General features: G+C 73.0%; 19 protein-coding genes. 5 read left to right on the forward strand and 14 right to left on the reverse strand.

The window, feature by feature from the left end; translation table 11 throughout:
- Nucleotides 1-389: 389 nt before the first annotated feature.
- The 7 genes from AB0C04_RS21525 to AB0C04_RS21555 all read right to left on the reverse strand — a co-directional run bounded on the left by AB0C04_RS21525 (nt 390) and on the right by AB0C04_RS21555 (nt 12,994).
- Nucleotides 390-3,131 carry a M36 family metallopeptidase gene (locus tag AB0C04_RS21525; protein WP_357057306.1) on the reverse strand — a complete coding sequence of 914 codons (2,742 nt, stop codon included), beginning with the start codon at nt 3,129-3,131 and terminating at the stop codon, nt 390-392.
- 492 nt (nt 3,132-3,623) lie between these two features.
- Nucleotides 3,624-4,370 carry a hypothetical protein gene (locus tag AB0C04_RS21530; RefSeq protein ID WP_357057308.1) on the reverse strand — a complete coding sequence of 249 codons (747 nt, stop codon included), beginning with the start codon at nt 4,368-4,370 and terminating at the stop codon, nt 3,624-3,626.
- 155 nt (nt 4,371-4,525) lie between these two features.
- Nucleotides 4,526-6,967 carry a hypothetical protein gene (locus AB0C04_RS21535; RefSeq protein ID WP_357057310.1) on the reverse strand — a complete coding sequence of 814 codons (2,442 nt, stop codon included), beginning with the start codon at nt 6,965-6,967 and terminating at the stop codon, nt 4,526-4,528.
- A gap of 409 nt (nt 6,968-7,376) precedes the next feature.
- Entirely contained in the window at nt 7,377-8,159 is a 783-nt protein-coding gene (locus tag AB0C04_RS21540) for an SDR family oxidoreductase (protein WP_357057312.1), read from the reverse strand.
- Nucleotides 8,160-8,249: 90 nt separating this feature from the next.
- Nucleotides 8,250-9,863, reverse strand: coding sequence for an RICIN domain-containing protein (locus tag AB0C04_RS21545; protein ID WP_357057314.1), 1,614 nt, complete (start codon nt 9,861-9,863; stop codon nt 8,250-8,252).
- A gap of 303 nt (nt 9,864-10,166) precedes the next feature.
- Nucleotides 10,167-12,425 (reverse strand): esterase-like activity of phytase family protein, encoded by a 2,259-nt coding sequence (locus AB0C04_RS21550; protein WP_357057316.1) that lies wholly within the window; start codon nt 12,423-12,425, stop codon nt 10,167-10,169.
- A 146-nt stretch (nt 12,426-12,571) separates the two neighbouring features.
- Nucleotides 12,572-12,994: a DUF2000 domain-containing protein gene (locus tag AB0C04_RS21555; protein ID WP_357057318.1), complete on the reverse strand. Its 423-nt coding sequence runs from the start codon at nt 12,992-12,994 to the stop codon at nt 12,572-12,574.
- 50 nt (nt 12,995-13,044) lie between these two features.
- Between AB0C04_RS21555 and AB0C04_RS21560 the strand changes: the two genes are divergently transcribed.
- Both AB0C04_RS21560 and AB0C04_RS21565 read left to right on the forward strand, forming a co-directional pair.
- Nucleotides 13,045-13,908, forward strand: a complete 864-nt coding sequence (locus tag AB0C04_RS21560) for an AraC family transcriptional regulator (RefSeq protein ID WP_357057320.1) — start codon at nt 13,045-13,047, stop codon at nt 13,906-13,908.
- Nucleotides 13,909-14,042: 134 nt separating this feature from the next.
- Complete coding sequence (locus tag AB0C04_RS21565) at nt 14,043-14,864, forward strand: alpha/beta hydrolase (protein ID WP_357057322.1); 822 nt, start codon at nt 14,043-14,045, stop codon at nt 14,862-14,864.
- Between the two features lie 34 nt (nt 14,865-14,898).
- Here the strand turns inward: AB0C04_RS21565 and AB0C04_RS21570 are convergent, their stop codons facing one another.
- The 4 genes from AB0C04_RS21570 to AB0C04_RS21585 all read right to left on the reverse strand — a co-directional run bounded on the left by AB0C04_RS21570 (nt 14,899) and on the right by AB0C04_RS21585 (nt 18,728).
- Nucleotides 14,899-15,732 (reverse strand): helix-turn-helix transcriptional regulator, encoded by an 834-nt coding sequence (locus AB0C04_RS21570; protein ID WP_357057324.1) that lies wholly within the window; start codon nt 15,730-15,732, stop codon nt 14,899-14,901.
- A gap of 244 nt (nt 15,733-15,976) precedes the next feature.
- Complete coding sequence (locus tag AB0C04_RS21575; protein WP_357057326.1) at nt 15,977-17,401, reverse strand: aldehyde dehydrogenase family protein; 1,425 nt, start codon at nt 17,399-17,401, stop codon at nt 15,977-15,979.
- Between the two features lie 83 nt (nt 17,402-17,484).
- On the reverse strand, nt 17,485-18,228 hold the full coding sequence (locus tag AB0C04_RS21580) for a hypothetical protein (RefSeq protein ID WP_357057328.1): 744 nt from the start codon (nt 18,226-18,228) through the stop codon (nt 17,485-17,487).
- Nucleotides 18,225-18,728, reverse strand: coding sequence for a SigE family RNA polymerase sigma factor (locus AB0C04_RS21585; protein ID WP_357057330.1), 504 nt, complete (start codon nt 18,726-18,728; stop codon nt 18,225-18,227). The genes AB0C04_RS21580 and AB0C04_RS21585 overlap by 4 nt, the downstream gene beginning before the upstream one ends.
- Before the next feature lie 143 nt (nt 18,729-18,871).
- On the opposite strand from AB0C04_RS21585, the gene AB0C04_RS21590 reads away from it, so the two are divergent.
- A complete protein-coding gene (locus tag AB0C04_RS21590; protein WP_357057332.1) occupies nt 18,872-19,696 on the forward strand; it encodes a DUF3152 domain-containing protein in 825 nt (274 codons plus the stop codon).
- A gap of 22 nt (nt 19,697-19,718) precedes the next feature.
- Here AB0C04_RS21590 and AB0C04_RS21595 read toward each other — a convergent pair whose 3' ends face one another.
- The 3 genes from AB0C04_RS21595 to AB0C04_RS21605 are packed head-to-tail and all read right to left on the reverse strand — an operon-like array spanning nt 19,719 to nt 21,993.
- Nucleotides 19,719-20,621 carry an SgcJ/EcaC family oxidoreductase gene (locus AB0C04_RS21595; RefSeq protein ID WP_357057334.1) on the reverse strand — a complete coding sequence of 301 codons (903 nt, stop codon included), beginning with the start codon at nt 20,619-20,621 and terminating at the stop codon, nt 19,719-19,721.
- A 55-nt stretch (nt 20,622-20,676) separates the two neighbouring features.
- Nucleotides 20,677-21,639 (reverse strand): RNA polymerase subunit sigma-70, encoded by a 963-nt coding sequence (locus tag AB0C04_RS21600; protein ID WP_357057336.1) that lies wholly within the window; start codon nt 21,637-21,639, stop codon nt 20,677-20,679.
- A gap of 27 nt (nt 21,640-21,666) precedes the next feature.
- Nucleotides 21,667-21,993, reverse strand: a complete 327-nt coding sequence (locus AB0C04_RS21605) for an STAS domain-containing protein (RefSeq protein ID WP_357057338.1) — start codon at nt 21,991-21,993, stop codon at nt 21,667-21,669.
- 244 nt (nt 21,994-22,237) lie between these two features.
- Here AB0C04_RS21605 and AB0C04_RS21610 point away from each other — a divergent pair, with 244 nt between their 5' ends.
- Nucleotides 22,238-23,125, forward strand: a complete 888-nt coding sequence (locus AB0C04_RS21610; RefSeq protein ID WP_357057799.1) for a hypothetical protein — start codon at nt 22,238-22,240, stop codon at nt 23,123-23,125.
- A complete protein-coding gene (locus tag AB0C04_RS21615) occupies nt 23,122-24,684 on the forward strand; it encodes a hypothetical protein (RefSeq protein ID WP_357057340.1) in 1,563 nt (520 codons plus the stop codon). The genes AB0C04_RS21610 and AB0C04_RS21615 overlap by 4 nt, the downstream gene beginning before the upstream one ends.
- The last annotated feature ends 21 nt before the right edge of the window (nt 24,685-24,705 follow it).

Raw genomic sequence — 24,705 nt, forward strand, 5'->3', positions numbered from 1 at the left:
CCCGATGGCGATCGTCGCCCCGCCGCCCAGCACCAGCAGTGCCGCCAGCACAGTGATCAGAATGCGCCGTGATCGTCGTTGCACCCGCTCCAGCCTCTCCCCACCTCAGCCGCGCCCCGCCCGGTCACCGAGCGTGACCAAAGGTAACCGACAAAGCTGAGAGCTGGCTTGGAGCGGACAGCGGCCCGGATCATGGCCGGCTGAGCCGCGCTGCGGAAGGGCCGCCGGCCGTGGTCATATTCGGTCAACCAGGCCGAGACCTCGCAGCCCGACGGGGTTCCTCGCGGGGCATGGTGACCCGGGCGCGTGCCACCGGGTGCGGACCGACCGGCGGGAGCGTTCCGCTTCCGGAACGCTCCCGCCGGCTCACCTGGTACCGCTGCCGCGGCTCAGTCGGTGAACCTGAAGTAGGCGCGGTGCTGGAACCCGTCGTCGAGAGTGAGCACGAACTCGCGGCAGGTGCCCGCCCAGGCGGGGTCGGTCTTCCACGGGTAGTTGTACCGGCCGTTGGCGTTGGCCGACAGCCCTGACCCGCCGGGGCTGACGGCGGCGACCGGGGTCGGCCGTGGGGTGACGGCGCCGTCCGGGCCGACCGTCTTGAGCGTCTCGCAGTCCACCAGTCGGGAGTACGGCGAGCCGCTGGCGAGGATGTCCAGGCCCCGGTTGGTGGCGAGCTTGAACTTCATCGGTACGGCGTCACCGGCGACGACGGTGTTGAGGGCGGGCTGGGCGGCCCGTCCCTGGAAGTCGCCCCGGCAGGACGGGTGGGTGTCGAACGCCTCGGTGTTGTCGTTGCGGCCGGTGGTGCCCTGAACGGCGCTGTAGCCCAGACCTCGGCGGGCGAAGGAGGCCCACAGGGTGCAGGCGTTGTCGCCGCCGGTGAGGGCCGCGTCGGCGGCGATGATCGCGTTGCGGCCGGTGACGAAGCCCGGGCCACAGCCCTGCATCTTCAGCCCGTCGATGACGAGTTGCAGGGCGAGGTTGTTGCCGCCGGTGTGCCACGCCTCGTAGACGTTGGGATTGAAGCCGTGCCGGTCGACGAGGTCCCAGGTCATGTCCCACAGCACGGCCGCCCAGCCGTGTCCGATGCCGTGCGGGGCGGCCAGGGAGGTGCCGTCCAGCCAACCGCCGGTCTTGATGCTGTCGTAGGTGAACGGCTGGATCTCCATGTTGCGCGAGTAGGGCCGCGGGCGGATCCCGCCACCCACCCGGCTGTCCTGGAACAGCGCGTACTGGCCGTAGCCGCGGGCGTTCTCCGGATCGTCGATCGCGGGGTTCAGCAGCGAGGTGATCGCGAGGAAGTCGCTCCAGCCCTCACCCATCTGCTCCTCACCGGTGAGGCAGTTGACCGTCGGGCCACCGGTCAGCCGGTTGGACACGCCGTGGCCGTACTCGTGGAAGATCGTCTCGGAGCGGAACGAGGCGTCCCGCATCGCCGGCCGGTTCAGGTTGCGGTGCACCCGGCCGGAGGCCGGCTGCCCGGCCTTGATGGTGTTCCCGTCGGCCTGGCTCACCATGACCGCGGGGATGCCGACCGCCGGGTTCATGGAGCCGCTCATCACCGCCGGGGCGCCCGCGACGTTGTTGACGACCACCACCGCGACGGCGCCGGCCGCCTCGGCATTGACCACCTGCGTGTGGGCGTTGCACGTGCTGGTCCGGTCGACCAGGGCGATCGCGCCGGCGGGCAGGCTGTAGGGGCTGCAGCCGTCGCCGGTCGCCCCGGTGCCGTCGTCGACCGCCACCACCGCACCGGCGAAGCCGGCGCTGGTCGGCGCGGGGGTGAACCGGGCGTACTCCGCCTCGTACGTGCCGGCGGCGGAGCCCCCGTCGATGGTCACGGCGTTCGGCAGGCCGAACTGGTTGCCCGGCCAGAGGAACATCTGCATCCGGGGTCGTCCGCCGTCCAGCGCGGGGGTGGAGAAGTTGGCGTTGTTCTGGCCGGAGCCGTCGTGCGCCTCGCACTGCACGTCGTCGCCGCCGGTTCCGCCCCGCCCGTAGTTGTTGACCTGGAAGTTGCCGGACGCCTCGTCGAAGCCGTAGCGGTAGGTCAGGTCGTGGACCATGTTGCACCAGTAGAACTGGTTCACCACCGCGGCCTGGGTGTACGTCTGCGGATGCTCGTTCAGGTCGGCCGGGAAGTTGAAGCTCAGGCCGGCCCCGCCATCAGCTCCGCTGGCGGGGTCGATCTGGTTGTTGGCGTCCCGGTCGGTGTAGGCGTGCGCGTTGTTGCCCCGGGTGATGGTGTACTCGGCGCCCGGCGCGCCGTCGGTGTCGTGCCAGCCGTACGGCGACGCGGTGCCGTCCGCCGGGTTGGTCACCAGGCTCTGCGGGCCGTCGTTCGGGTCGCCCTTCGGGAACTCGAAGACGCGGTAGCTCGATCCGTCGTCGACCGGGTTCGGCGGCGTGACCTTCGCGGCGGGGACGCTCGCCGTGGCGAGGGCCGGCGTCTGGTTCTCCCGGCGGCCCAGCGTGCTGGCGAGATCGTCCGGGCTGTCCTGGTGGGTCCAGTCCTCGGTGTCGAGCAGCTCGCTGGTCTCGGCGTCGATCGTGACGTTCCAGAGGTGGACGTCGGACGAGTCGTCGATCACCAGCTGCCAGGCCGGGCGCAGTCCGTCGTCGGTCGGCTGCCAGCCCAGCTTCGCCGGGATGGGCTGCTCGGAGATGCCGCTGCCGGAGACGACGGTGCGCTGAGCCGGGCCGCCGCTGCGGCTCATCACCCGCGGGCCGGCCGGGTCGGCCAGGTCGAGGGCGTCGGCGGCCGCCTCCACCGCCTCCACCGCGTCGAGGGAGACAGTTCCGGTGACCCTGTCGGACAGGCCGGAAACCAGGGTGTCGCCGACGAAGATGACGCTTCCGTCCCGGGCGATGTTGACGGTGGCCGTCGCGCCGAAGACCTCCAGTTCCTTGTGGCGCTGGGCCAGGTTGACGTGCGTCACGCCGTTGTGGCGGCTGGTGTAGCTGGAGGCCACCGCGAGGTCGGCGAGGTCCGCGCCGCGGACACCGTGTTCGGCCGGGTGTGCCCGCAGGTAGCTGACGGCGATGTCGTTCGGCGCGCCCTTGTTGGCGCCGGTGAGGAAGATCGGGTTCGCGGGACGGGCCTGCTCGGGCTCGGCCCAGGCGGGTTTCACGGCCAGCGGTGTGAGGGTCGCGACGAGGGTCGTGGACAGCAGTAACGCGGTGTTGCGTCGAGCACGGGATGGACCGAGAGGTACAAGCACCGCTGCTCCCTTCAGGAGAGGCGAAAGGCGTGGAGCTCCGGCTCACGACCGCAGCAGCGGCCCGCCGCGATGGTCCGCAGCACCCGCCCGGCTGTCACGTTCGGTGATCGGGTCGGTGCGGGGTGAATTGCCTCGACGCTACGGTGGGCCCGGCGACCGCTCATCCGACGAGTGGCGAAATATTTCGATGGCTGGTCCTACGCCTGTCGTGGCCAGCCAGCCCGCCAGCGCCCAGCCCGCCCATCCGGCCCGCCGGCAGGGCGGAGCCGGACGATCCCTTGCGGACGCCGGCGGGCGCTGCCCGGGGCGCCAACCGGGCGCGGGCTAGCCGAGCAGGCGGCGTTCCCAGGCCCAGGCGGCGATCTCGACCCGATTCCGGGCCGGCAGCTTCATCTGCGGCGGCTACAGGTCGGCGCAGTCGGTCTCGTCCGGCAGGAGCGGTCGTGGGGTCACCTGCCACAACCGCCCACCGCCAGTGAAGTGCGTGCCGGCGTCGGCGGTGGTGACCGTGCGGCGGACCGTGTCGAGGTCGGCGCCGCGCAGCACGAGGCAGGTGGAGCCGGCCGACGTACCGGCGAGGGCCTCGCCGGCCAGCGCCGGCAACGGCCAGGGGCGGGCCGGTTCGGGGGAGTCGCCCGGCGTGGCGACGATCGCGACGGCCGTCGGCTGGTACGGCACCGACTGGCCGTCGGCGTACCGGGCGAGCGCCGCCCGCAGCCGCGCGGCGGCCGGGTCGGCCCGGGGAAGGGTGACGGTGCGCTGCCCGTCGGTCGACCCGACGACGACCCGGACGACGGGCTCGTCGGGGCCGCCGGCCGCGTCCTGCTTCGGCAACCTGACGGCGTGGCGGAACAGATCGCGTACGCCGTCCGGCGGTATGCTGTCCTCGCGCAGTTGTGGCCAACCGCTGGGCGATCCGGTCGGGACGCTGATCAGCCGGCCGTCCCCGAAGAGGGAGAAGCGCGGCGGAATGGCTGCCGCGCCGCCGAGTGGCAGCATGCCGGGCAGCTCGCTCAGCCGCAGCACCAGCGCCTGGGCGTCGGTCGGCGGCTCCGATCCGCTGTCGTCGCCGCCGGCGCAGCCCGAGGTCGTCGCCGCGGCCAGGAGAGCCGGCACAGCGAGCAGGGCCAGGACTCCACGTCGGTGCATCGGTCGCCTCCCACGTCACGTTCACCCTGGTCGGACGCCCTGCCGGCGTCGCCGGTTCCGTCCCGGCCGCAACGCGGGACAGCGGGTCGCGGCGCAGAGCGGTCCGGGAGCGCCGAGTGGGCGCTCCCGGACCGGTCCGCACGGCCCTCAGATGCTCAGGACCGGGTGAGGGTGTAGTTCCCGGAGCCTGCCTTGTTGGTCACCACGACGCCGTACCAGGCGGTGCGGGTCGGGGTGAGGGTGACCGTCTCGGTCGCGCCGGCGCCGCCGCCGCTGGCCGCGGCCACGGCACTGGACCGGGAGCGGATCCAGGTCGCCGAGTTGGCCGGGTCGCTGTCGAAGACGAACAGCTCGGCGTCCTGGCCGACGTTGCTGGCCGCCACCGAGATGGTGACCGGCACCCCGGCGGTCAGGTACGCGTCCCGCACCGTGACCACGTTGTTGCTGCCCATCGTGATCGTGCTGCTGCCGGCGTTCAGCACCGACGAGCCCTGGGCGAGTTCGACGCGGTAGCCACCGCCACCCGAGTAGTTCGACACACGCGGGTAGTAGTCGCCCACCGCCCGGCGGTTGGAGTCCACCGTGACGAAGTCGATGGCGGTGCCACCCCAGGCGCTGCCGCTCAGGTAGGCGCCCTGTCCCCGGTCGTCGTAGAGCTGCAGGTCCAAGTCACCCGAGTTGGGCTTGAGCGCGACCACCGACCAGTAGGGCGACGACGTCGAGTAGCTGAAGTTGTGCGGCGGCGTCGGCACCGGACGGGTCAGCGGGGCGTAGCTGCCCAGCGGGTCCCGGAACTGGTAGTCGATCGTGTTCTGGTAGACCGAGGCGCGGGCGCCGGAGTCTGCCACGTCGAAACCGTCGGCGGTGCGGTTGGCCCAGAAGGCCGCGAAGGTCGCGGAGTTGTGCCGGCGGGAGGTGGTCCAGATGTTGAACGGACCCTCGCCGTACCGGTCCCAGGTCCCCTCGTTCGCGGAGTCGGTGATGTCGATCAACGCCGCGGCGACCCGGCCCTCGGTGGTGTCGCCCTCGCCCCAGCCGTTGCCCCAACTGGCGTTCTCCAGGTTGAGCGATGCGCCGCTCGGCCAGCGGAAGAACGGATCGTTGTAGACCGTGGCCGGGAACCACTCCGCCCACCCCTCGGTCCAGGCGCAGCCGGTGGAACTGGCGCCGGTGACGCTGTGCGGGCTGCAGCTCGGCGCGGCGGGGAAGCTGTCGTTGTACAGGTCGTCCATCACCGCGTGGCCGATCTCGTGCACCACGGTGGTCGGCGCGTTCGGGTCGTCGGCGGCCAGGTGGACCTGGTTGCCGCCCAGGTCGTAGTACGTCCCGTCGGTCGAGTCCGGCGCCCAGTTGACGACCACCTGCCGGCAGCTCGCGTCGTCCTGGTCCCAGCACAGGTTGTTGGGCTTCGGCACCCACAGCCAGGCGTCGTTGCCGGAGTCGAACGCGTGCAGGCCGCGCTGCAGCGCCCCGTCCGCGGCGCTGAGCGAGCCGAGGTTCAGGGTGCTGCCGGTGGCCACGTCGTTGGTCGTACCGGTCTGGAACGTCAACGGGTTGCCGCCGCGCTGCACCCGCCACAGCGAGTTGGAGGTGATGAAGCGGACGTAGATGTCCGCCGTGCCGCTGTCCGGCCACCCCTCGACCTGGGAGTCGAAGCAGATGTTGTAGTTGCCGGCGCCGTCGGTCACCCCGCTGGCGAGCAGCGAGTCGCCGAAGGTGTCGTCGTCCCAGACCTGCACCTGCATGTTCATCTGGTTGTGCCAGGCGCCGTTCTGGTCCTGGAAGCTCCAGTTGCCGGCCACCCGGGTGTCGCACGGCGCCTGCGGGCTGATCACGGTCAGCCCCTTGGCGGTGGCCTCGGCCCGGGCCTCGCCGGCCACACTCGACACACCGACGCTCTTCAGCTTCTGCCCGGCGGGCCGGGGCGCTCGCGCCGAGGTGGGCACGAGCCGGGTGGCGTTGTCGCTCGTCGGAATCGAGTGCCCGAGCCGGGAGAGCCCGGCCTTCGCCCCGATGGTCAGGAAGACGTCGTCCTGACCGGCCTGGACGTCCTTGCCGTAGGGAGCGGTCGCCCGCGCCTGGATCTGCACCTGGCCGGCCTTGACGGCCCGGACCACGCCGCTGAACGCGACGCTGTCGCCGCTGCGCAGGGTGCGGGTGGTACGCGCGACCGAGACCGACCCGGCCCGCTCGGGCTGGGCACTGGCGCGCTTCTGGACGCCCAGCTCGGCCGGCGCGGTGACCCACTCCAGCTCGGCCGGAAGGGTGACGCTGATGTCGCTCGGCCCGATCTTGCCCTGGGCGCGTACGGCCACCCGCAGGATCGCGGTCTCACCGACCGCGGGCGTCCGGTCCAGCTTCGTCTCGACGCCCAGGCAGCTGAGCGTCTCGTCCTTCGGGCTCTTGCCGGCGGACGGGCGAAGCCCGCACGTCTCGCCCCTCGCCAGTTGATAGGCCGGCGTGGCCCGGGCCTTCGCGGCCTCCTCCGGGTCCGCGGCGTACGCCGGTGCGGCTACCCCCGCGACCGCCACCATGACGCCCGACACGAGCACGGCGAGCGCCGTTCTCGTGGGCCTGATGGCCTGCTTACCGAACATTGATGTTCCTCCCCCCAACGTGGGGCCATTCTCCGGCCCTGCGTCGATCGGGCCGCTGATTGGGCCCCGGGAGAGCATGCGTATTCAAAGCCGGTCCGGAAAAGCCTTTGACCGGTTGGCGACATGGCGATGCGGCAAAATGGACCGAGCGCACGTCGATCTCGGGCGGTGAGCGCGAAAGGGCAGGTCAACCTGCATGAGCGTGCCGTTGAAACGCCGAATCGAACATGCTGTGGAACGCGGGATGTCATTTCCCGGACAGGAATTCGTTGCCGCCATGCCGGCTCCGCACGAACGCTGGCAATCGCTTTCAAAGGACATCGGAGTCGTTCTTCCGACCCGATCTGATTCCCATTGACGGGAAATGCGTCGGGTCATCAGGCGGCGGGGAGGCCCGCGATCGGCGGCGTCAGGGCAGGATGGCGTCGACGTAACCGCCGTCCACCCGCACCGCGCCCCCGGTGGTCGCCGACGCGAGCGGCGACGACAGGTAGACCACCATGTTCGCGATCTCCTCCGGCTCGATGAGCCGCTGCAGCAGCGACTGCGGGCGGTGCCGGAGCATGAACTCGCGCTGCGCGTCGTCCCAGGGCAGGTCGGTGCCGACCAGCGATCGCACGAAGTCCTCGACCCCGCCGGTGTGGGTCGGCCCGGCGATCACGCTGTTCACGGTGACGCCCGAACCGGCCGCCTCCTTGGCGAAGCCGCGGGAGACGGCCAGCAGCGCCGTCTTGGAGACGCCGTAGTGGATCATCTCGGTCGGGGTGACCACCGCGGAGTCGCTCGCGATGTACTGGATCCGGCCCCAGCCGCGCTCGCGCATCCTCGGCAGGTGCTCCCGGGTAAGCCGCACGGCGGCCAGGACGTTCACCTCGAAGTAGTGCCGCCAGTCGTCGTCGGTGATCTCCAGCGCGGCCTGCGCGCCGAAGATGCCGAGGTTGTTGATCAGAATGTCGACCCGGGGGAGCAGGTCGAGCGCCGCCGCCGCCCCGTCGGCGGTCGCGACGTCGGCGGGTACCGCCACGAAGTCGCCCTCGCCCAGCTCGGCCAGGGCGCGGTCGACGGACTCGGTCGAGCGTCCGTTCACCCCGACCCGGGCCCCCGCCGCGGCCAGTCCCGCGGCGATGGCACGGCCGATGCCCTGGGTCGAGCCGGTGACGAGGGCGGTCTTACCGGAGAGATCTAGGCGCATGCCGCCCATTCTGCCGAACTCGGACGGGGCGGGCAGTCGCACGGATCACGGGGCCGGGCGCCGATCCGACGGCGCCCGACCCCGGCCCGGTCAGTTCGGGTTGTCGCCGTGGGTCAGCGTCTCCCACGCGACGAAGAGGTTGTTGCTGCCGGCGGGTCGCTGTTGGAGCGTGAGGGTCTGGGTGTTGGTCATCGTGTTGCCCAGGCGGTTGCCCATCGCGTTGAAGCCGACCTCGGTGATCGGGCCGAGGCCCCGGGTGAGGCTGCCGCCGCAGAGCCAGGAGGGCGCCGCCGTGCCGAGCTGGTACGTCGAGTGGAAGCCGAGGGCGTGTCGCAGCCGCTCACCGACCTGGGGGTACAGGTCCCGACCCTGGATCCGGGAGGTTTCCGCGACGTGCGAGATGGCGGAGATCCCGTACCCGGTGTGGGTGAAGTCGCGGCAGGTCTCCTGGGCCAGGCCGGCGACGAAGGTGGACTGGCCGTGCCAGTAGTTGATGATCTCGCTGCTGGTGTCCAGACCGCTGCCGGGCACCGTGTACGGCAGCGCTCCGTCGCTGGGCAGGTAGATGAAGGCCCTCGTCCGGTTGAGGAAGCGGGTGACCGCCGCGTCGTAGCTGGCCCGGTCGTCGAGGAAGACGGCGATGCCGACCGTGGCCTCCATCATGCTCAGCTCCCAGTTGCCGTTGCTGCTGGAGCCGTTGCGGACCACCGGCAGGTAGACGTTGCGCAGCATGGTGGCGAACCGGTTCGCGTTGGGCCAACTGCTGTAGGTGTACTTGATGATCTCGGCGGCCCGGGGCCAGACCGAGCCGGCCCAGCCGGTCTGCAGCGGCGCGTTGCTGCCGGTGTGCGCGGTGATCGTCGCGGACCAGGCGTCCATGATCTGAATGGCCTTCTGGGCGTACCGGGCGTCCCCGGTCACGTACCAGGCGAGCGCGTCGGTGTACGCGGCGATCGCGTCCTCACGCTCGTCGGTGCAGCCGTAGTTGGGGTTGGAGTAGGAGCCGCACTCGACGACCGCGCGGGGCGCCGGGGTCCGCGACAGCGAGGCGTACCGGCTGCCCATCATCTGGTTGTAGGCCGCCGTCCACGGCTGCGCGCCGGCCTGCACCCGTCCCCGGACGAAGTCGAGCTGGCCGCGGCTGACCAGCACCCCGGGGTGGGTGAACCCGCCCGAGGGCGGCGGTGGCGGGGTGCCGCCGGTGGGCAGGGTCCAGGTCTGGTTGGCGGCACCGGTGCAGGTCCAGATCTGCAACGGGGTGCCGTCGGCCGAGCTCGGGCCGGTCGCGTCGAGGCACTTGCCCGAGGTCGGGTTGACCACCTGCCCGGCGCTGTACGACCACCGCTGCGCCCCGGTGCCGTTGCAGTCGTAGATCTGCACCCGGGCGCCGTTGGCGGTGCTGGCGGCGGCGATGTCGAGGCACTTGCCGAGCGCCCGGATCGTGCCGTCGTCGGCGACGGTCCACTGCTGAGCCGTGGAGCCGTTGCAGGTGTAGAGCTGCACCTGGGTGCCGTTGGCGGGGTTCGCGGCGGCCACGTCGACGCACTTGCCGCCGTAGCCGGTGATGGCGCCCACGGTGGCCGCGGCGGCGGGTGGGGTGCCGAGCAGCAGGCTCACCGGCACGATGAGGACCGCCGCGCTGAGCGCGGCGGCCAGTCGGGTGCGGAGCCGGCGGGGAGGGATCCCGGCCAATCGTCGCGCCATGTCCTGGTCCTTTCCACCGCGCGGAGCGGTAGATCGGGACTCCGCCGGCGCGCGGGCACGCCGGTCACCGGTGGGGCTCTGGCAGGGGTGCCGGTAGCACGGTGGCGGGCGCTCGTCCGGGACGGCGGATCCAACTGTAAAGTGTGTTAAGTATTACAGGCGCGGGCATTGATATCAATGTCTTGCGGGCGGGGCGGATCCCGCGAAGGTCGGCGGATCCCACGATCGTCGTCGCTGAGCGACGTGGACCATGGACGGAGAACGGCCCCCGGCGCAGCGCGCCGGGGGCCGTCCCTCCGCCGCCTACCGCAGGCCGGGTACGTCGAGAACGATGAGCTCGGTGTCGTCCGCGCGCCCCGCGATGCGCCCGTCGTTGCCGGGGAAGTTGTTGTCGTTGGCGACGAGCACCCGGTCGCCGCCGAGCGGCAGGACCGACTCGACCGACTGCAACGGGAAGGAGAAGAGCGGGCCGACGCCGTACTCGCCCGGGCGGGCCGGGGTGGAGACGCCGTCCGGGTCGGCGACCCGCATCAGGTCGACCGCGGTGCGCCGGGTCAGGTAGCCGTCGCTACCGACCGCGTCGAGGTCGGTGACGACCAGACGCTTGACCAGCGTCTGCGGCCCCATGGCGTTGTCCCGCTCGATGAGCAGCAGCCGCCGCCCGTCGAGCACCGCCGCGTCGCCGACCAGCAGGGACGGGTCGTCCACCCGGAACGACCAGGTGCGGCCGCTGTAGCGGTTGGCCCGCACGTCGAACTCGTAGACGACCCGACGCCGCTGGTCGGGGTCGGCCGTCTTCGCGCCCTCGAGGATCGGGTAGAGGGTCCACCCGTCCTGGCTGACCGCCATCGCCTCGAAGCCGTTGCTGGCGCGCAGGGTCGGGGTCTCGCCCGGCGCGAGATCCGGCGACTGGGGAGACCTGGTGCCGTCCGGCAGCGGGATCGGCGCCTGGAGCACCTTGCCGGTCCGATCGGTGCGGATCAGGTACGGGCCGAACTCGTCACCGATCCACAGGTTGCCCCGCGCGTCCCGGGCCAGCGACTCGATGTCGAAGTCCGCGCCGGTCAGCAGCCGGTCGCGGGTGTCGCCGTTGACGATCGGGAACGGCACCTTGCGGTCCGGGTCGCGGAAGCTGATGTGCCCGCCGATCTTGACGCGGTGGGTGCCGTACTTCGGCTCGATCTCGTAGGCCCGCAACAGGAAGTCGGCCGAGTTGGTCTTCGCGCCGAAGCCGTTGTCGGGCATGGCGAGCAGCCGCTCGCCGGAGCGGTCGCCGGCCCGCGCCGGAATCACCGCGGAGAAGCCGGGGATGGGCTGGCCGGGGAACGGCGCCGCGATCCCGTTGACCGGGGTCGGCGCGAGCTGGGTGCCGGAGACCGGGCCGGGCTGGTACGCGGTCGCCGAGATCAGCGCCCGACCGCGCAGGCTCACCTCGGGGCGCAGCGTCACCGACAGCGCGTACACCCGGGTGGTCTGGGTGGCGCTGCCGTTGTCGTCCGAGACGAGGTAGAGGGCGCGGCGGCCGCCGGGCAGCGGACCGCCGAGCGCGGCGCCCTCGATGTTGTCCAGAAGCGGGTTGGGTTGCGGCTGCTTGGTGGTCGCGCCGGACGGCGGGCAGTCGGCGATGTCGACCAGCAACTCCTTGCCCAGCCACGAACGCTGGTCGGTCACCGTCGACAGGGACGGCACGGCGGAGACATCCGGCGCGCCGGTTGCGGAAACGCGGTACACCCGGACGGTGTTGCCCACGCCGGTGGTGAAACCCCGCTCCACGGCGAGCAGCTGGTCGTCGCCGAGCGCCAGCAGCTCCACCAGGCCGAGGTTGGCGTCGGTGCGGTACGCGTACTGGGCGGCCGGGGTGTAGGCCTCGCCCTCGCGACCGGCGTACCGGATGATTCGCTGCAGGCCGCGGCCCGCGGCGTCACGGCCGTCCGCGGCCAGTGGCCCCTCCATCCCGGCGTAGAGCGTCCGGTGGTCCGGGGTGGTGGCGAGCGCCTCGAAGGTCTGGTTGACCGCGGCCTCCCCGGCCGGGGTCACCTGGAACCGGGCCGGCACCGGCAACGACGCGATCTCCCGGCCGTCGGAGAGCCGGAACCGCCGGATGGACGGCTCCCGCTCCGAACTGGCCAGCACGGTGGCCCCACCGCGCTCGGCGACGAGCCCCTCGCCGTCGAAGTCCGCGCCGGTGTACGGCGTGCCGTCCGGCCGGGTGAGCACGGTGACGTCGCGGACGGCCACGTCGACCCCGCGCCTGTCGGTCTCCAGCCCCAGCTCGTACACGCGTGCCGGGGTGGTGCCGATGTTGTCCACCAGCGCCAGGGCCCGCGACGGTCGGGCGAACGCCAGCGCGGAGAGACCGGCGACCGGGGTGCCCCGGAAGGTGGTCTTGTCGAGGGCGTCGGAGAAGCCGAGCAGCGACGCGTCCGGTGCGCAGCTCGCCCCCGCGGCGGGGTGCCCGGGGGTCGGGTGCGTCGGGGCGCCGACCGCCGGCGCGGCCGCGAGCAGCGAGATCGCGGCCGCGCCGACCGAGACGACCCGCGCCCGTATCGAAGAGGTACCCACATTGCCTCCAGCATGCTGTGGACGGTCGTTACCGCCGGGCCTGATGCAAACGGCCGCGGCCCGCCACCCTGGAACCCCCGCCGGAACACGGCATGAACACCCGGTGCACGATGCCCGTGCCGGCTCGCCGGAGCCGGCGCCCCGGGTCAGGGATGCATCCGGGCGCCCTTGAGGACCTTGTCCACCACGTTGCGCGGGGCATGCAGCGCCAACCCGACCAGGTCGAGCTTGTCGCGGCCGACCGCCCGGACGGCCGCACGGTTGTCGCGGTCGTTGCCGGTGGCGAAGAGCTCCCGCGTGAAGACCGAGATACGCAGCCCGCGGCCGAGCGCGCGGGAGTGCGCACCAGCCAACGTGGACCGGTCGCCGACGAGGACCAGCACCGGTTGGCGGAACATCGGCAGGTAGCGGGTGTCGTCCGCGTCCCGGTACTCCTCGCCGAGCAGCTCCGCCTCGGCGTGCGCGATGCCGCTGACCAGGAAGGCGGTGACGTTCAGCCGCTGCCAGGTCGCCAGGTCGTCGCTGAGCAGGACGGCAATCTTGGTGGGGAAGCGGATCGGTTCGGTCATGGCGTCGAGCCTGTCTGCTCGCGGACCCGCCGGTCTTGTACGTTCTTAGCGTGGCCAGCCCGCCGACGGGTGCGCACGTCAGCGCCTGGCGACCCGCGGTGCCCGGGGTCGCCGAGGTCTTCCACGCCCACTTCGTCGACCACGCGTACCCGTCGCACACCCACGACGCGTGGACGCTGCTGATCGTCGACGACGGAGCGGTCCGCTACGACCTGGACCGGCACCGGCACGGCGCGCTGCCGGCGTCGGTCACGCTGCTTCCTCCGCACGTGCCGCACGACGGCCGCTCCGCCACCCGACACGGCTTCCGCAAGCGGGTGCTGTACCTCGACACGTCGGTGCTCGGCGCGGAACTCGCCGGCCGCGCCGTCGGCCGGCCGAGCCTGGCCGACCCGCGGCTGCGCCATCGGATCCACCAGCTCCACCAGGTGCTCGCCCGGCCCGGGGACGAGCTGGAGGCCGACAGCCGGCTCGCGTTCGTCCTGGAACGGCTCGGCCGGCACCTACGCCGGCAGACCCCGGCCACTGTCCGGCGCGCCGACCGCGGTCTCGCCGTGCGGATGCGCGAGCTGCTGGACGCGCGAACCGCCGAGGGCCTCACCCTGCGGGAGGCGGGGGAGCTGCTGCACGCGCACCCGACCCATCTGGTGCGGACCTTCACCCGCGTGCACGGGCTGCCGCCGCACGCGTACCTGACCAGCCGGCGGATCGAACTCGCCCGCCGCCTGCTCCTCGCCGGCCAGCGCCCCGCCGACGTCGCGACCGCCGCCGGGTTCTTCGATCAGGCCCATCTGACCCGGCACTTCACCCGCCATCTCGGGGTCGGCCCGGCCCGCTACGCGCGGCCCGCCCCGGGGCCGGTGATCGTGCGCCGTTCGGCCGAAGCGGCCGTGCGGGCCAGTTCCCACACCTAGCATCGGAAAGAGCGGCCCGGACCCCACCGTCGGCGGGGTGTTCGCTGCGGCGGTCGCTGTCCGCACGCCCGGCGCCGGCAACCCTGCGCCTGCCGCCGCCACTCGCGACTGTCAGAACGACGGGGGAGCACCGCATGAGCTACATCAAGGCCAAGGACGGCACCAAGATCTACTACAAGGACTGGGGCTCGGGTCCGGTCGTCACCTTCTCCCACGGCTGGCCGCTGAGCGCCGACGCCTGGGACGGGCAGATGCTCTTCCTCGTCCAGAACGGCTTCCGGGTGGTCGCCCACGACCGTCGTGGGCACGGCCGGTCGGGTCAGGCCAGCGCCGGCAACGACATGGACGGGTACGCCGACGACCTGGCCGCGGTCATCGAGGCGCTCGATCTGCGCGACGCCACCCTGGTCGGGCACTCGACCGGTGGCGGCGAGGTGGCCCGCTACATCGGCCGGCACGGTACGAGCCGGGTCGCCAAGGCCGTGCTCATCTCGGCCGTGCCGCCGATCATGGTGCAGTCCGCGGACAACCCGGAGGGCCTGCCGATCAACGTCTTCGACGACCTGCGGGCCCAGCTCTTCGCCGACCGGTCGCAGTTCTACCAGGACCTGGCGCAGATGTTCTACGGCGCGAACCGCAAGGGCGCGAAGGTCTCCAAGGGGATCCTCGACCAGTTCTGGCTGTGGAGCATGCAGTCCGGGCTGTGGAACGCGTACCAGAGCATCAAGGCCTTCTCCGAGACGGACTTCCGGGCCGACCTCGCGAAGTTCGACGTCCCCACGCTGGTCATGCACGGCGAGGACGACCAGATCGTTCCGGTGAAGGACTCGGCGCACAAGACCGCCCAGCTCGTGGCGAACGCGCAGGAGATCTACTACCCGGGCGCGCCGCACGGCGTCACGGCGACGATGCAGGACCAGGTGAACAAGGACCTGCTCGCCTTCCTGCGGAGCTGACCGCGCCGGAACCCCCGCCGGCCCGGGCGAGCGGTCAGACCCGCTGGGCGCCGATGACCGAGAGCAGGCGAAGCTTCTCGTCGCTCTCCGAGCCGGGCACGGCGGTGTAGACCAGCAGCGTCTGGGACTGGTCCGGATCCACGAGGACCTGGCAGTGCAGCTCCAACGAGCCGACCTCGCGGTGCTGGAACCGCTTCGGCGGGCAGTAGGAGCCCGGCACCGGGTGCTCCCGCCACAGCTCGGCGAACTCCGCGCTGGCCGCGAGCAGCGCGTCGACGATCGCCGCGGCCCGCGACGCCCGGCCGTCCCGGCTGTACGCGGCGTGCAGATGCGCGGCGATGAGCCGGCTCTGCGTGGCGTGGTCCGCGGCCGGGTGCAGCAGCCGCGCGGCCGGGTCGGTGAACCAGCGGTAGTGCACGCTGCTGGCCAACCCGGTGTGCCGGGTCTCGTCGCCGAGCAGCGCGACCGCCGGCGCGGTCTGCGCCAGGGTTTCGCCGAGGTGGTTCACCACCTGGGCGGGGGTGTCGTGCAGCCGGTCGAGGATCCGCATCATCCCCGGGTTGACGTGGTCGGCCCGGACGGCCCGGTGCGGGACGGCGTGCCCGGCGAGCTGGAACAGGTGGTCCCGCTCGGCCAGCGAGAGCCGCAAACCCCGGGCCAGCGCGGCGAGCATCTGCTCGGAGGGGTGCGGTCCGCGCTGCTGCTCCAGCCGGCTGTAGTAGTCGGTCGACATCCCGCTGAGCGCGGCGACCTCCTCGCGCCGCAGCCCACCGGTGCGCCGACGGCGGCCCCGGGGCAGCCCGACGTCCTCGGGCTGCAGCGCCTCCCGGCGGGTACGCAGAAAGCTGGCGAGTTGTGCGCGGTCCACGGTCGGTCTCCTTCCGGCCCGTACGGCTCGGGCGGCACACCGTCCGGTACAACGGGTTGCCCGGTGCCCCTGTTCCTCGCTCCACCCTCGCTCCGCCACCGGGCGTTATCCAGGGCGGATCGGTCCCTGGCTCAGGAACCGGTGGCCGTCCCATTCGACACACCAGCACCATCGGCCCCCCTGTCCCCGCGGACGTGGGACGGCCCCCGGCCCGACGGTCCGGGCCGGGGGTCGTCCTTGGCGGTCAGCGCTGGATGGACTTCGTCTCCAGGAACTCCTCCAGCCCGAAGCGGCCGAACTCGCGGCCGTTGCCGGACTGCCGGTAGCCGCCGAACGGGGCGAGCGGGTTCCAGTGGCCGCCGTTCACGTCGACCTGGCCCGCTCGCAGCCGCCGGGCGACCGCCAGCGCGTGCTCCGGTGCGCCGAAGACCCCGCTGGTCAGGCCGTATACCGTGCCGTTGGCGATGGCGACCGCCTCCTCCTCGTCGGCGTACGGGATGATCGTCAGCACCGGACCGAAGATCTCCTCCTGGGCGATCGCGGACCGCGGGTCGACGTCGGCGAAGATCGTCGGCCGGACGTAGGCGCCCTTCGCCAGGCCCTCCGGCCGGCCGGGGCCGCCGAACACCAGCCGCGCGCCGTCGGCGATACCCCGCTCGATGTACCCGTTGACCTTCTCCCGGTGCGCTTCGGAGGCCATCGGGCCGATCCGGGTCGCCTCGTCGGTCGGGTCGCCCACCGTGTGCTGCTTCGCCGCCTCGACGGCCAGCGCGACGACCTCCTCCTGACGGGCCGCCGGGACCAGCATCCGCGGCCACGCGCCGCAGACCTGGCCGCCGTTGGCGAACGCCATCATCACGCCGGCGGTGACCGCCTGCGGCAGGTCGGCATCGTCGAGGATGACGGTCGCGCCCTTGCCGCCCAGCTCCAGCGCGACCCGCTTGACGGTCTCCCCGGCCACGGCGGAGATGCGCCGCCCGGCGCGGGTGGAGCCGGTGAAGGAGATCATGTCGACGTCCGGGTGGGCGGAGATGGCCTCCCCGACGACCGGGCCGGTGCCGTACACGACGTTGAACACGCCGGCCGGCACGCCCGCCTCGGCGACGACCTCGGCGAGGATCCCCGCGGTCAGCGGCGCGTTCTCGGACGGCTTGAAGACCATGGTGTTCCCCGCGAGCAGCGCCGGGGCCAGCTTGGAGACGACCTGTTGCAGCGGGAAGTTCCACGGGGTGATCGCACCGACCACGCCGATCGGCTCGCGGACGATCAGCGAGTTGCCGATCTCCTCGGTCCACGGGAACTCCCCGACGAGGCCGGCGATGGACTCGATCACGGCAGCCGGGAAGCCGACCTGGGCGGTCCGGGACAGGCTGATCGGGGAGCCCATCTCGGCGGTGATCGCGGTGGCGATCTCCTCCTGGCGGGCGGCGAGGCCCGCGGCGACCCGGCGCAGCAGGTCGGCCCGCTCCGCCGGGGTGGTCGCGGCCCAGCCGGGAAAGGCGGCCCGGGCGGCGGCGACGGCGCGGTCGACGTCGGCGGCGGTGCCGGCCGGTGTCTCCGCGACGAGGTCGCCGGTCGCCGGGTTGACGACGGGAAGGGTGCCGGCCGAGCCGGCGACGGTCTCGCCACCGATCCAGTGGCCGGTGACGGGGTAGGTCGAAGTGGTCATGGACCGACCGTGGCACCCGCCCGGAACCCCATCCAGGTGCGGTTTATCCAGGGTCCGGCGGTCCCTGGCTGCGGGCCCGGGTGTCAGAGCCGCCGGTCGGCCGCGTCCCGGGCGACGATGCCGTCCAACTCCACCCCCGGCGCCAGCGAATCCGGAGGGAACCAGAAGATCACCACCTGCGGATCCTCGCTCCACCTCGCCAGCCGGGCGGTGATCTGACGGCCGTCGGCGGTGCCGACGATCCGCTTGGCGGGCCCGACGAAGTAACCGAAGGTCGGCACCGGGCTGCGATGCGGCGGGAAGCCCTGCTGGTCGTTACCGATCTGGTGGAAACCGGGCCGGCGGTCGAAGCCCTCGACGTCGTTGACCAGGTAGTCCGAGGTCAGCTCCCCATCGGCGGAGCGCCGACCGGCGACCAACCCCATCGTCACCCGGGGCGCGGCGGGCACGTCGACCGGGACGAAGTAGAAGACCCGCTCCTCGTCGCCGTACCGCAGGTCGGTCCGCACCACCGCGCCGAGCGGTGCCGGTCTCGGCTCCCAGGGGCTCGCGGTGGTGGAGGGCGACGGCAGTGCCTCGCGGGTGGCCGGCGCGGTGCCGACCGGACCGGGCTGTGGCGAGGGCTGCGGTGGGCCGGCCAGCCGCCCGACGACCGCGACACCGAAGACGAGCACCACCACCGAGAGCGCCGCCGCGCCGGTGCCGGCAAGCTGGCGGCGCAGGCGCAGCCGACGCCCCGCACGCATGATCTCGGCCAGGTCGAGGCTGTCCCGATCGCCGCGTTCGGTCGTCCGCATCGCCTGCCGGAGCCGCTCCGCCTCGTTCATCGCCGGGTCCCCTCGGGCTGCGGCGCCCCGGCGCCGGCGATGCGCAGCTTCTCCAGGGCGCGGGAACTGGTGCTCTTCACCGTCCCGACCGAGACGTCGAGTTCGCGGGCCACCTGCGACTCCGGAAGGTCGAAGTAGTAGCGCAGTACGACGATGGCGCGCTCCCGAGGGCTGAGCGTGCCGAGGATGGCGAGCAACCAGCGTCGGGTGACCACCTCGTCGGCGACGTCGCCGCGGCGCTGCTCCGGGACGTCGTCGCGGGGATACTCGCGGATCGGCCGGCGCCAGCCGTCGACGAGATGGTTGACCAGGATCCGGCGGGCGTAGCCGTAGGCGTCGTTGTCGCGGATCCGGGCCCACGACGCGTAGGTGCGGACCAGGGCGGTCTGCGCGGCGTCCTCGGCCTGGTGGTGGTCGCCGGTCATCAGGAAGGCCGCGTGCACCAGCCGCCCCGACGCCGCCCGGGCGAACTCGACGAACTCGGCGTCACCCCGGGCCATGGCCGGCCTTCGCGTACCCCACGGGGGAGAGGACGAGTGGGACGGGCGGAAGGTTGAGTCCGTAAGAGATCAACTTTTCGACCGGTCCGCTCGTCCTCTTCCCTGCGCACCACCGACCCGCGGTGGGAGGCGAGGGGAGGCACATGACCAGCAAGAGTACGGGCCGGGCACCGGGCGGATCAGCGGCGTCGGCGCTGACCGCCCTGCTCTGCGCCGCGCTGCTCGCCGGCTGCGGGCTGCCGGCCAGCGGTCGGCCGGCCGCTGCCGAGCCGGTCCGGTCGCCCGCCGGTCCGCCCGCCGGCGGGATCGCCAGCACCGCCGCGCCCGTGGTGTCACCACCGCCCCGACCCGCCGCGGTCAGCTATCCGGCAGACGGGGGCGGCGAGTGGCAGGTGGCCGCCGCCGAGCCGTCGGCCCCGCGTGGCCACGGCCGGCTGCTGCGCTACCGGGTGGCGGTGGAGCGCGACATCCGGGGCCTGCCGGTGGCGGACGTCGCGGCGGAGGTCACCCGGACGTTGTCCGGCCCGCGCGGCTGGACCGCCGACGGGGAGCTGACCCTGCGTCGGGTCGGGCCCGGCCAGCGCGCCGACTTCACCGTCTACCTGGCCACCCCCGGCACCCGCGACGAGCTGTGCCAGGACAGGCCGGACGGCTACACCTCCTGCCGCAACGGCGACCGGGTGGTCCTCAACGTCGCCCGCTGGGTGAAGGGCGTGCCGGGTTACGGCGCCAACCTCGCCACCTACCGCCGCTACATGATCAACCACGAGGTCGGGCACCGGCTCGGCTTCGGGCACGAGCGGTGCCCGGGCCGGGGCCGGCCGGCGCCGGTGATGCAGCAGCAGACCCTGGGACTGCACGGCTGCACCGCCAACGCCGACCCGTTCCTCGACGGTGAGCGGTACCACGGCGTCTCCGGCGCCTACGACGACCCCATTCCTTCCCGGGAGCGGGGCCGCTCCGGCTGAGCCGCCGGCGCGGGCGGACCGGTCACGGCCGCAGGTCGGCCCGCGCCTCGCCGGTGCCCGGGTCGTACGGGACGGAGAGATGCTGGTGGATCATCTGCCACGACCCGCCGGTCCTGCGGAACACCCGGGTGCCCCGTGACCAGCTCTCCTCGGTCCGGCCGGGGGACTGCTCGGCCCGGATGCGGTTCAACCCCCAGGCGACGGCGAGGTCGTCGCGGGCGATGACGGTCAGGTCGGGCACCTCCCAGCTGACCGGCCCGCTGCTCGCGTCGAGACCGCGCCGGCAGACCTCGCGTACGGCGTCGATACCGAGGTGTCGCAGCGGCCCGTCGTGCTCGTAGGAGACGACGTCGTCGTCGATGTGCGCCATCAGGCCGTCGAGGTCACCGGCGGCAGTGCGGTCGAACCAGTGCCGGTGGATCGCCCGGACCTCCTCCTCCGCGCCGGCCGTGCCCTGCCGGCCGGCGGCGTCCTGCTCGCCGGGGGTGTCCTGGTCGCCGGAGGTGTCGGCGAAGGAGTGGTGCTCGTGCGTGACCATCCACCGTCCGTGCGTCTTGCGCAGCCCGATGGTGAGGCGCAGGTGGTGGCCCGGGTCGCGGGCCAGGTCCTGCGGTGTTCCGCAGCGCAGCAGGGCGTGCGCGAACGCGACGTCGTCGCCGGCGGTCACCTCCAGCGAGATGATCTCGAAAGCGGCGCCCTGCGCCTGCCACCGAAAGAACGGTGGCCAGGTCTCACGGTAGGCGGCGAGACCGCGGACCCCGTCGTGCGGTGGCGGCACGTCGAACATCACGATGTCGTCGGCGTGGTCGGCGAGCACGGTGTCCAGGTCGCCGGTGTGCACCGCCTCCGCCCAGCGCTCGATCAGTTCGGTGACGAGCCGCCGGTCGTCCGCGTTGCCGGCGCCGCCGTGCGTTTCGGTCTGCATGCTGTTGCCTCCTGCGGGTTGTGGTCACCGGTACAACCCGCGCGCCGGCCCGAACTCATCGCGCCGGCTGACCGGCGATCTCCGTCGGCAGGCCGAAGGAGGGAAAGTCGGCGGTCAGGAACGACACGACCTCGCTGACCGCCGAACCGCGCACGGCCAGCAGGTCCAGCCCGGCGGCCAGCCAGCTGCCCCGGTCGTCGTCCCACCGGTAGGTGCCGAAGGTCAGCTGCCCGTTGGCCGAGGCGGGTAGGAAACGCCAACGTCGCGCGGTGGTCACCTCGACGAGGAAGGCGCGGATGCTCAGCCGGCCCTGGTACACGACGGGAAGCGGTGGCATCGAGTAGCGGGCGTCCTCGGCGAGCAGGGCGACGATCGCGTCGACGTCCCCCTGTTCCCACGCGGCCGCGTACCGCTGTGCCAACTCGCGGACCGCCCGGTCGCCCAGCAGGCGCAGCGTCCGCTGCTGGCTGGCCTCGGGCCGCAGCCCGTCGAGCGCCGCGCGGGCCCGCTGCAGGGCGCTGTTCACGGCGGGGACCGTGGTGTCCAGCAGGCCGGCCACCTCGCGGGCGCGGAACCCCAGGACCTCGCGCAGCAGCAGCACGGCCCGCTGCGGAGCGGTGAGGTGCCGCAGAGCGGCGACGAACGCCAACTCGACGCCTTCGCGGGCCAGCACGCGGGCCTCCGGGGTCAGCGCGCGCGCCCACTCGAGTCGGCCGTCCGGGTACGGCTGCACCTCGGTCGCCTCCACCGAGAGGTCGGCCGGCCGGCGGCCGCGACTCTCCAACATCGTGAGGCAGCGGTTGGTGGCGATCTTGTAGAGCCACGGCCGGATCCCGCCGCGATCCTCGTACCGCGCCAGCCCGCGCCACGCCCGTACCAGGGTTTCCTGGACGGCGTCGTCGGCGTCGTGCGGCGAGCCCAGCATCCGGTAACAGTGCGCGTGCAATTCCCCGCGGAACGCCTCGATCAGCTCGGCGCGGCTGTCGACCGGACCGGTGTCCTGCGCTGCGGGCAGCATCCGAGCATCGTCGCACGCGGCGGGCGGTCAGGCGCGTACCGGACGCAGCCGTTGGTGCGGGACGCCGGACGCGCACAGCAGGTCCGCGACTCCGGCCGACGGGTTGTCGAGGAAGACGGCGACACCGAGTTCGTCGGCCACCGGGACGATCGCCACCAGCGTCCCGACGTTGATGTCGTCCAGGCCGCTGACCTCCGCGAGGTCGACCACCAGCCGGTACGGGCGAACCCGGCGGATCAGGTGCACGAGGACCTGACGCAGCTCCACCGCCGCGTCGACGCCGACGTCACCGCGCGGCTGCAGCACGACCGTGCCGTCGTCGCTCGTCCGCACGGTCAACGGCGGATTCGCCACGCATCTCCCATCCCGCGCACGTGGTCATTTGCCACCGCCCACGCTAATGTCCGCGTCCCCGTTCGGACAGAAGTGGCGGGGAGGAAATCGCCCGTTCCGTCACTCCCGACGAACCGGGGTGAAACCGCGCAGCCCGACCCGCCGAGCGCGCGCCCCGCGTGTCCACGTGCCCGTGGCCCGGCATTCACGTCCGGTGGCTACGCTCCCGCTCGCGCCAACTCCCGGGGGAACGGTCGTCGCCACCGTGCATCACGCCAACCACTACTACGGCCACTCACACGTGCTGGCCCGCTACTGCGGGCTGGACGACCGGACACCTCAGCGCATCCGCGGCTATCTGCAGCACGGCTGGAACATCGGCGACGGGATGGCCGCCGACCACGAGTTCCTCCCCGGTGTGCCGCTGTTCGTGTGGTCGGAACGGACCCGCCGCCGGGCCTGGTCGCTGGGCCGCCGCCAGACGTACGCCGTCGGCGCGCCCTGGGCGTACCTGCTGGCGATGGAGCCGGAGCCGGCGCAACCCCGTGACGGCACCATCTGGTACCCGTTCCACGGCTGGGAGGGCCAGCACGTGGTGGGGGAGCACGACCGGCTGATCGCGGAGATCAAGGCGACCGAACCCGGCCCGGTCACGGTCTGCCTGTACTGGCAGGAGTACCGGTCCGCCCGGGTGCGCGAGCAGTACGAGCGGGCCGGCTTCCGGGTCATCTGCCACGGCTACCGGGGCGGCCGGTGGGACAGCCTGGACCCGGATTTCCTGCGCCGGCAACTGGCCGAGCAGCGCCGGCACCGCCGGGTCGCGTCGAACCGACTCAGCACCGCCGTCCTCTACGCCACCCTCGCCGGCTGCGAACCCGCGGTGTACGGCGATCCCATGCAACTGGCCGGGGAGGTCCCGATCTGGGGCGGGCAGCCGCGGATCCGGCGGCAGTGGGCGGAGCTGCACGGCGCCGAGGTCGACCCGGTCGCGGCGCGGGAGGTCGCGGTCGCCGAACTGGGCGCCGACCGGCTGCTCCCGCCCGCCGTGCTGCGCCGGCTGTTCGGCTGGCCCGACCCTCGTCCCTCGTCCCGCCCCGCCGACACCGACGCCGACACCGACACCGACCCCGACCTGACCGAGGAGACCCGGTGAACCTGCGACTGATCGGCGGGGAGATGCAGGTCTGGTCGGACCTGGACGGCCGGCACGGACCCGGCCCGGTCCGCGGGCCGGTGCTGGCCCCGCTGTTGAGCACCGCGTCCGGGCGCACCCTCGTCGTCGGCCCGCTCGACCCGACGCTGCTCGACGCGGTGCCGGTGGCTGAGCTGACCGTGCTGGTGCGGGGCGTTCCGGACGCCGAGGCGCTCGCCGCACGCCTGGCCGACCGGCCCGGCGCCACCGTGCTCTGCGGCAGCCCGGAGAAGCTCGCCATCGAGCCGACGTACGACACGGTGATCGCGCTCGACGGGTTGGAGCGGCTCGGCTCGACCGAGGGCGCCGAACTGAGCTGGGCGGACGCCCTCGGGCTCCTGGTGGGGGCCCTGCGACCCGGCGGCCGGCTGATCCTCGCCGCCGAGAACCACCTCGGCCTGCACCGGCTGGTGGCGCTGCCGGCCGAGGTCACCGACACGGACTGGGCGGGCGCGGGCGAGTACGACCCCGACCGGCCCGCCGGCCTGGATCGCCTCCGGGCCTGCCTGGCCGGCGCCGGACTGGTCGTCACCGACACCCACGCCGCCTGGCCGACGGCGATCGCGCCTACCGCACTGCTGCGCCCGCGGCTGCTGGCGAACCCGGAGGTGATCGGGTTCCTCCAGGTGACGCTCGGCCGGGCCTGCGAGCCGCTGGCGGAGGCGCTGACCGACCCGGGCCGGTTGGCGGCCAGGGCGCTGCGGCACGGCGCGGCCACCGAGCTCGCGCCGGCCTGGATCCTGCAGGCCGAGCGGATCGTACCGGCGCCGGGCCCGTCCGGTCCGCCGGCCGTTGCGCGGGCCCCGCGCGCCGGCGGGGCGGCCCTGCCCGAGGCGCTGATCTCGGTCGACGACGCTCGCCACGACGTGGTCGACGGCCCCGGCGGCGCTCTGGTCCTGTGCCGTCCGGACGGTGGCACCCAGGCGGTGCCGACCGGTCGTACCCTCGAGGACCTGCTCGTCGTCGCGGCCCTGCGGCGGGAGCTGCCGACCGTGCGGGAGTTGCTGCACCGCTGGCAGGCCGGCGGGCACGCGGGCGTTGCCGCGGACCGGATCGTGGCCACGCGCGGCCGTGAGCTCGCGCCGCTGGCACCCGCGGGCCCGCCCCCGGCCGCGCTGCGGCGCCTCGCGGCCCGGCTGCTCGACGCGGGTCTCGGCCACCTCTGGCCGTCACCCGCGGACCCGGCCGAGCTGGCGCTGACCCTGGCCGCCTTCGCCGGTCGGGCCGAACCGGTCGCGCCCGCCGGCGACGAGCCGGCCCGGCCGGACGCCCTGGCCTACCGGGAGCTGCTGATCAGCCGGGACCGGCTCTCCCGCGAGCTGGCCGAGGCCCGCGAACGGGAGGCGTGGTACGAGCGGACGCTCGCCGCTTGCGAGGGCGAGCTGCGCCGGGCCAGAGGCATGCTGGCGCTGCTCAGCGGCACGCCGACGGCACGGGCCGGGAAGCTCTTCCTGGCCGGGGCCCGGCGGGCCCGCCGGACCGCCGGGGCGGCCGTGCGGCGGGTCCTGCCGCGCGAGTGACGGCCGGCCCGGCTGGCCCGC

Source organism: Micromonospora sp. NPDC048909 (assembly GCF_040649635.1).
Lineage (GTDB): Bacteria > Actinomycetota > Actinomycetes > Mycobacteriales > Micromonosporaceae > Micromonospora.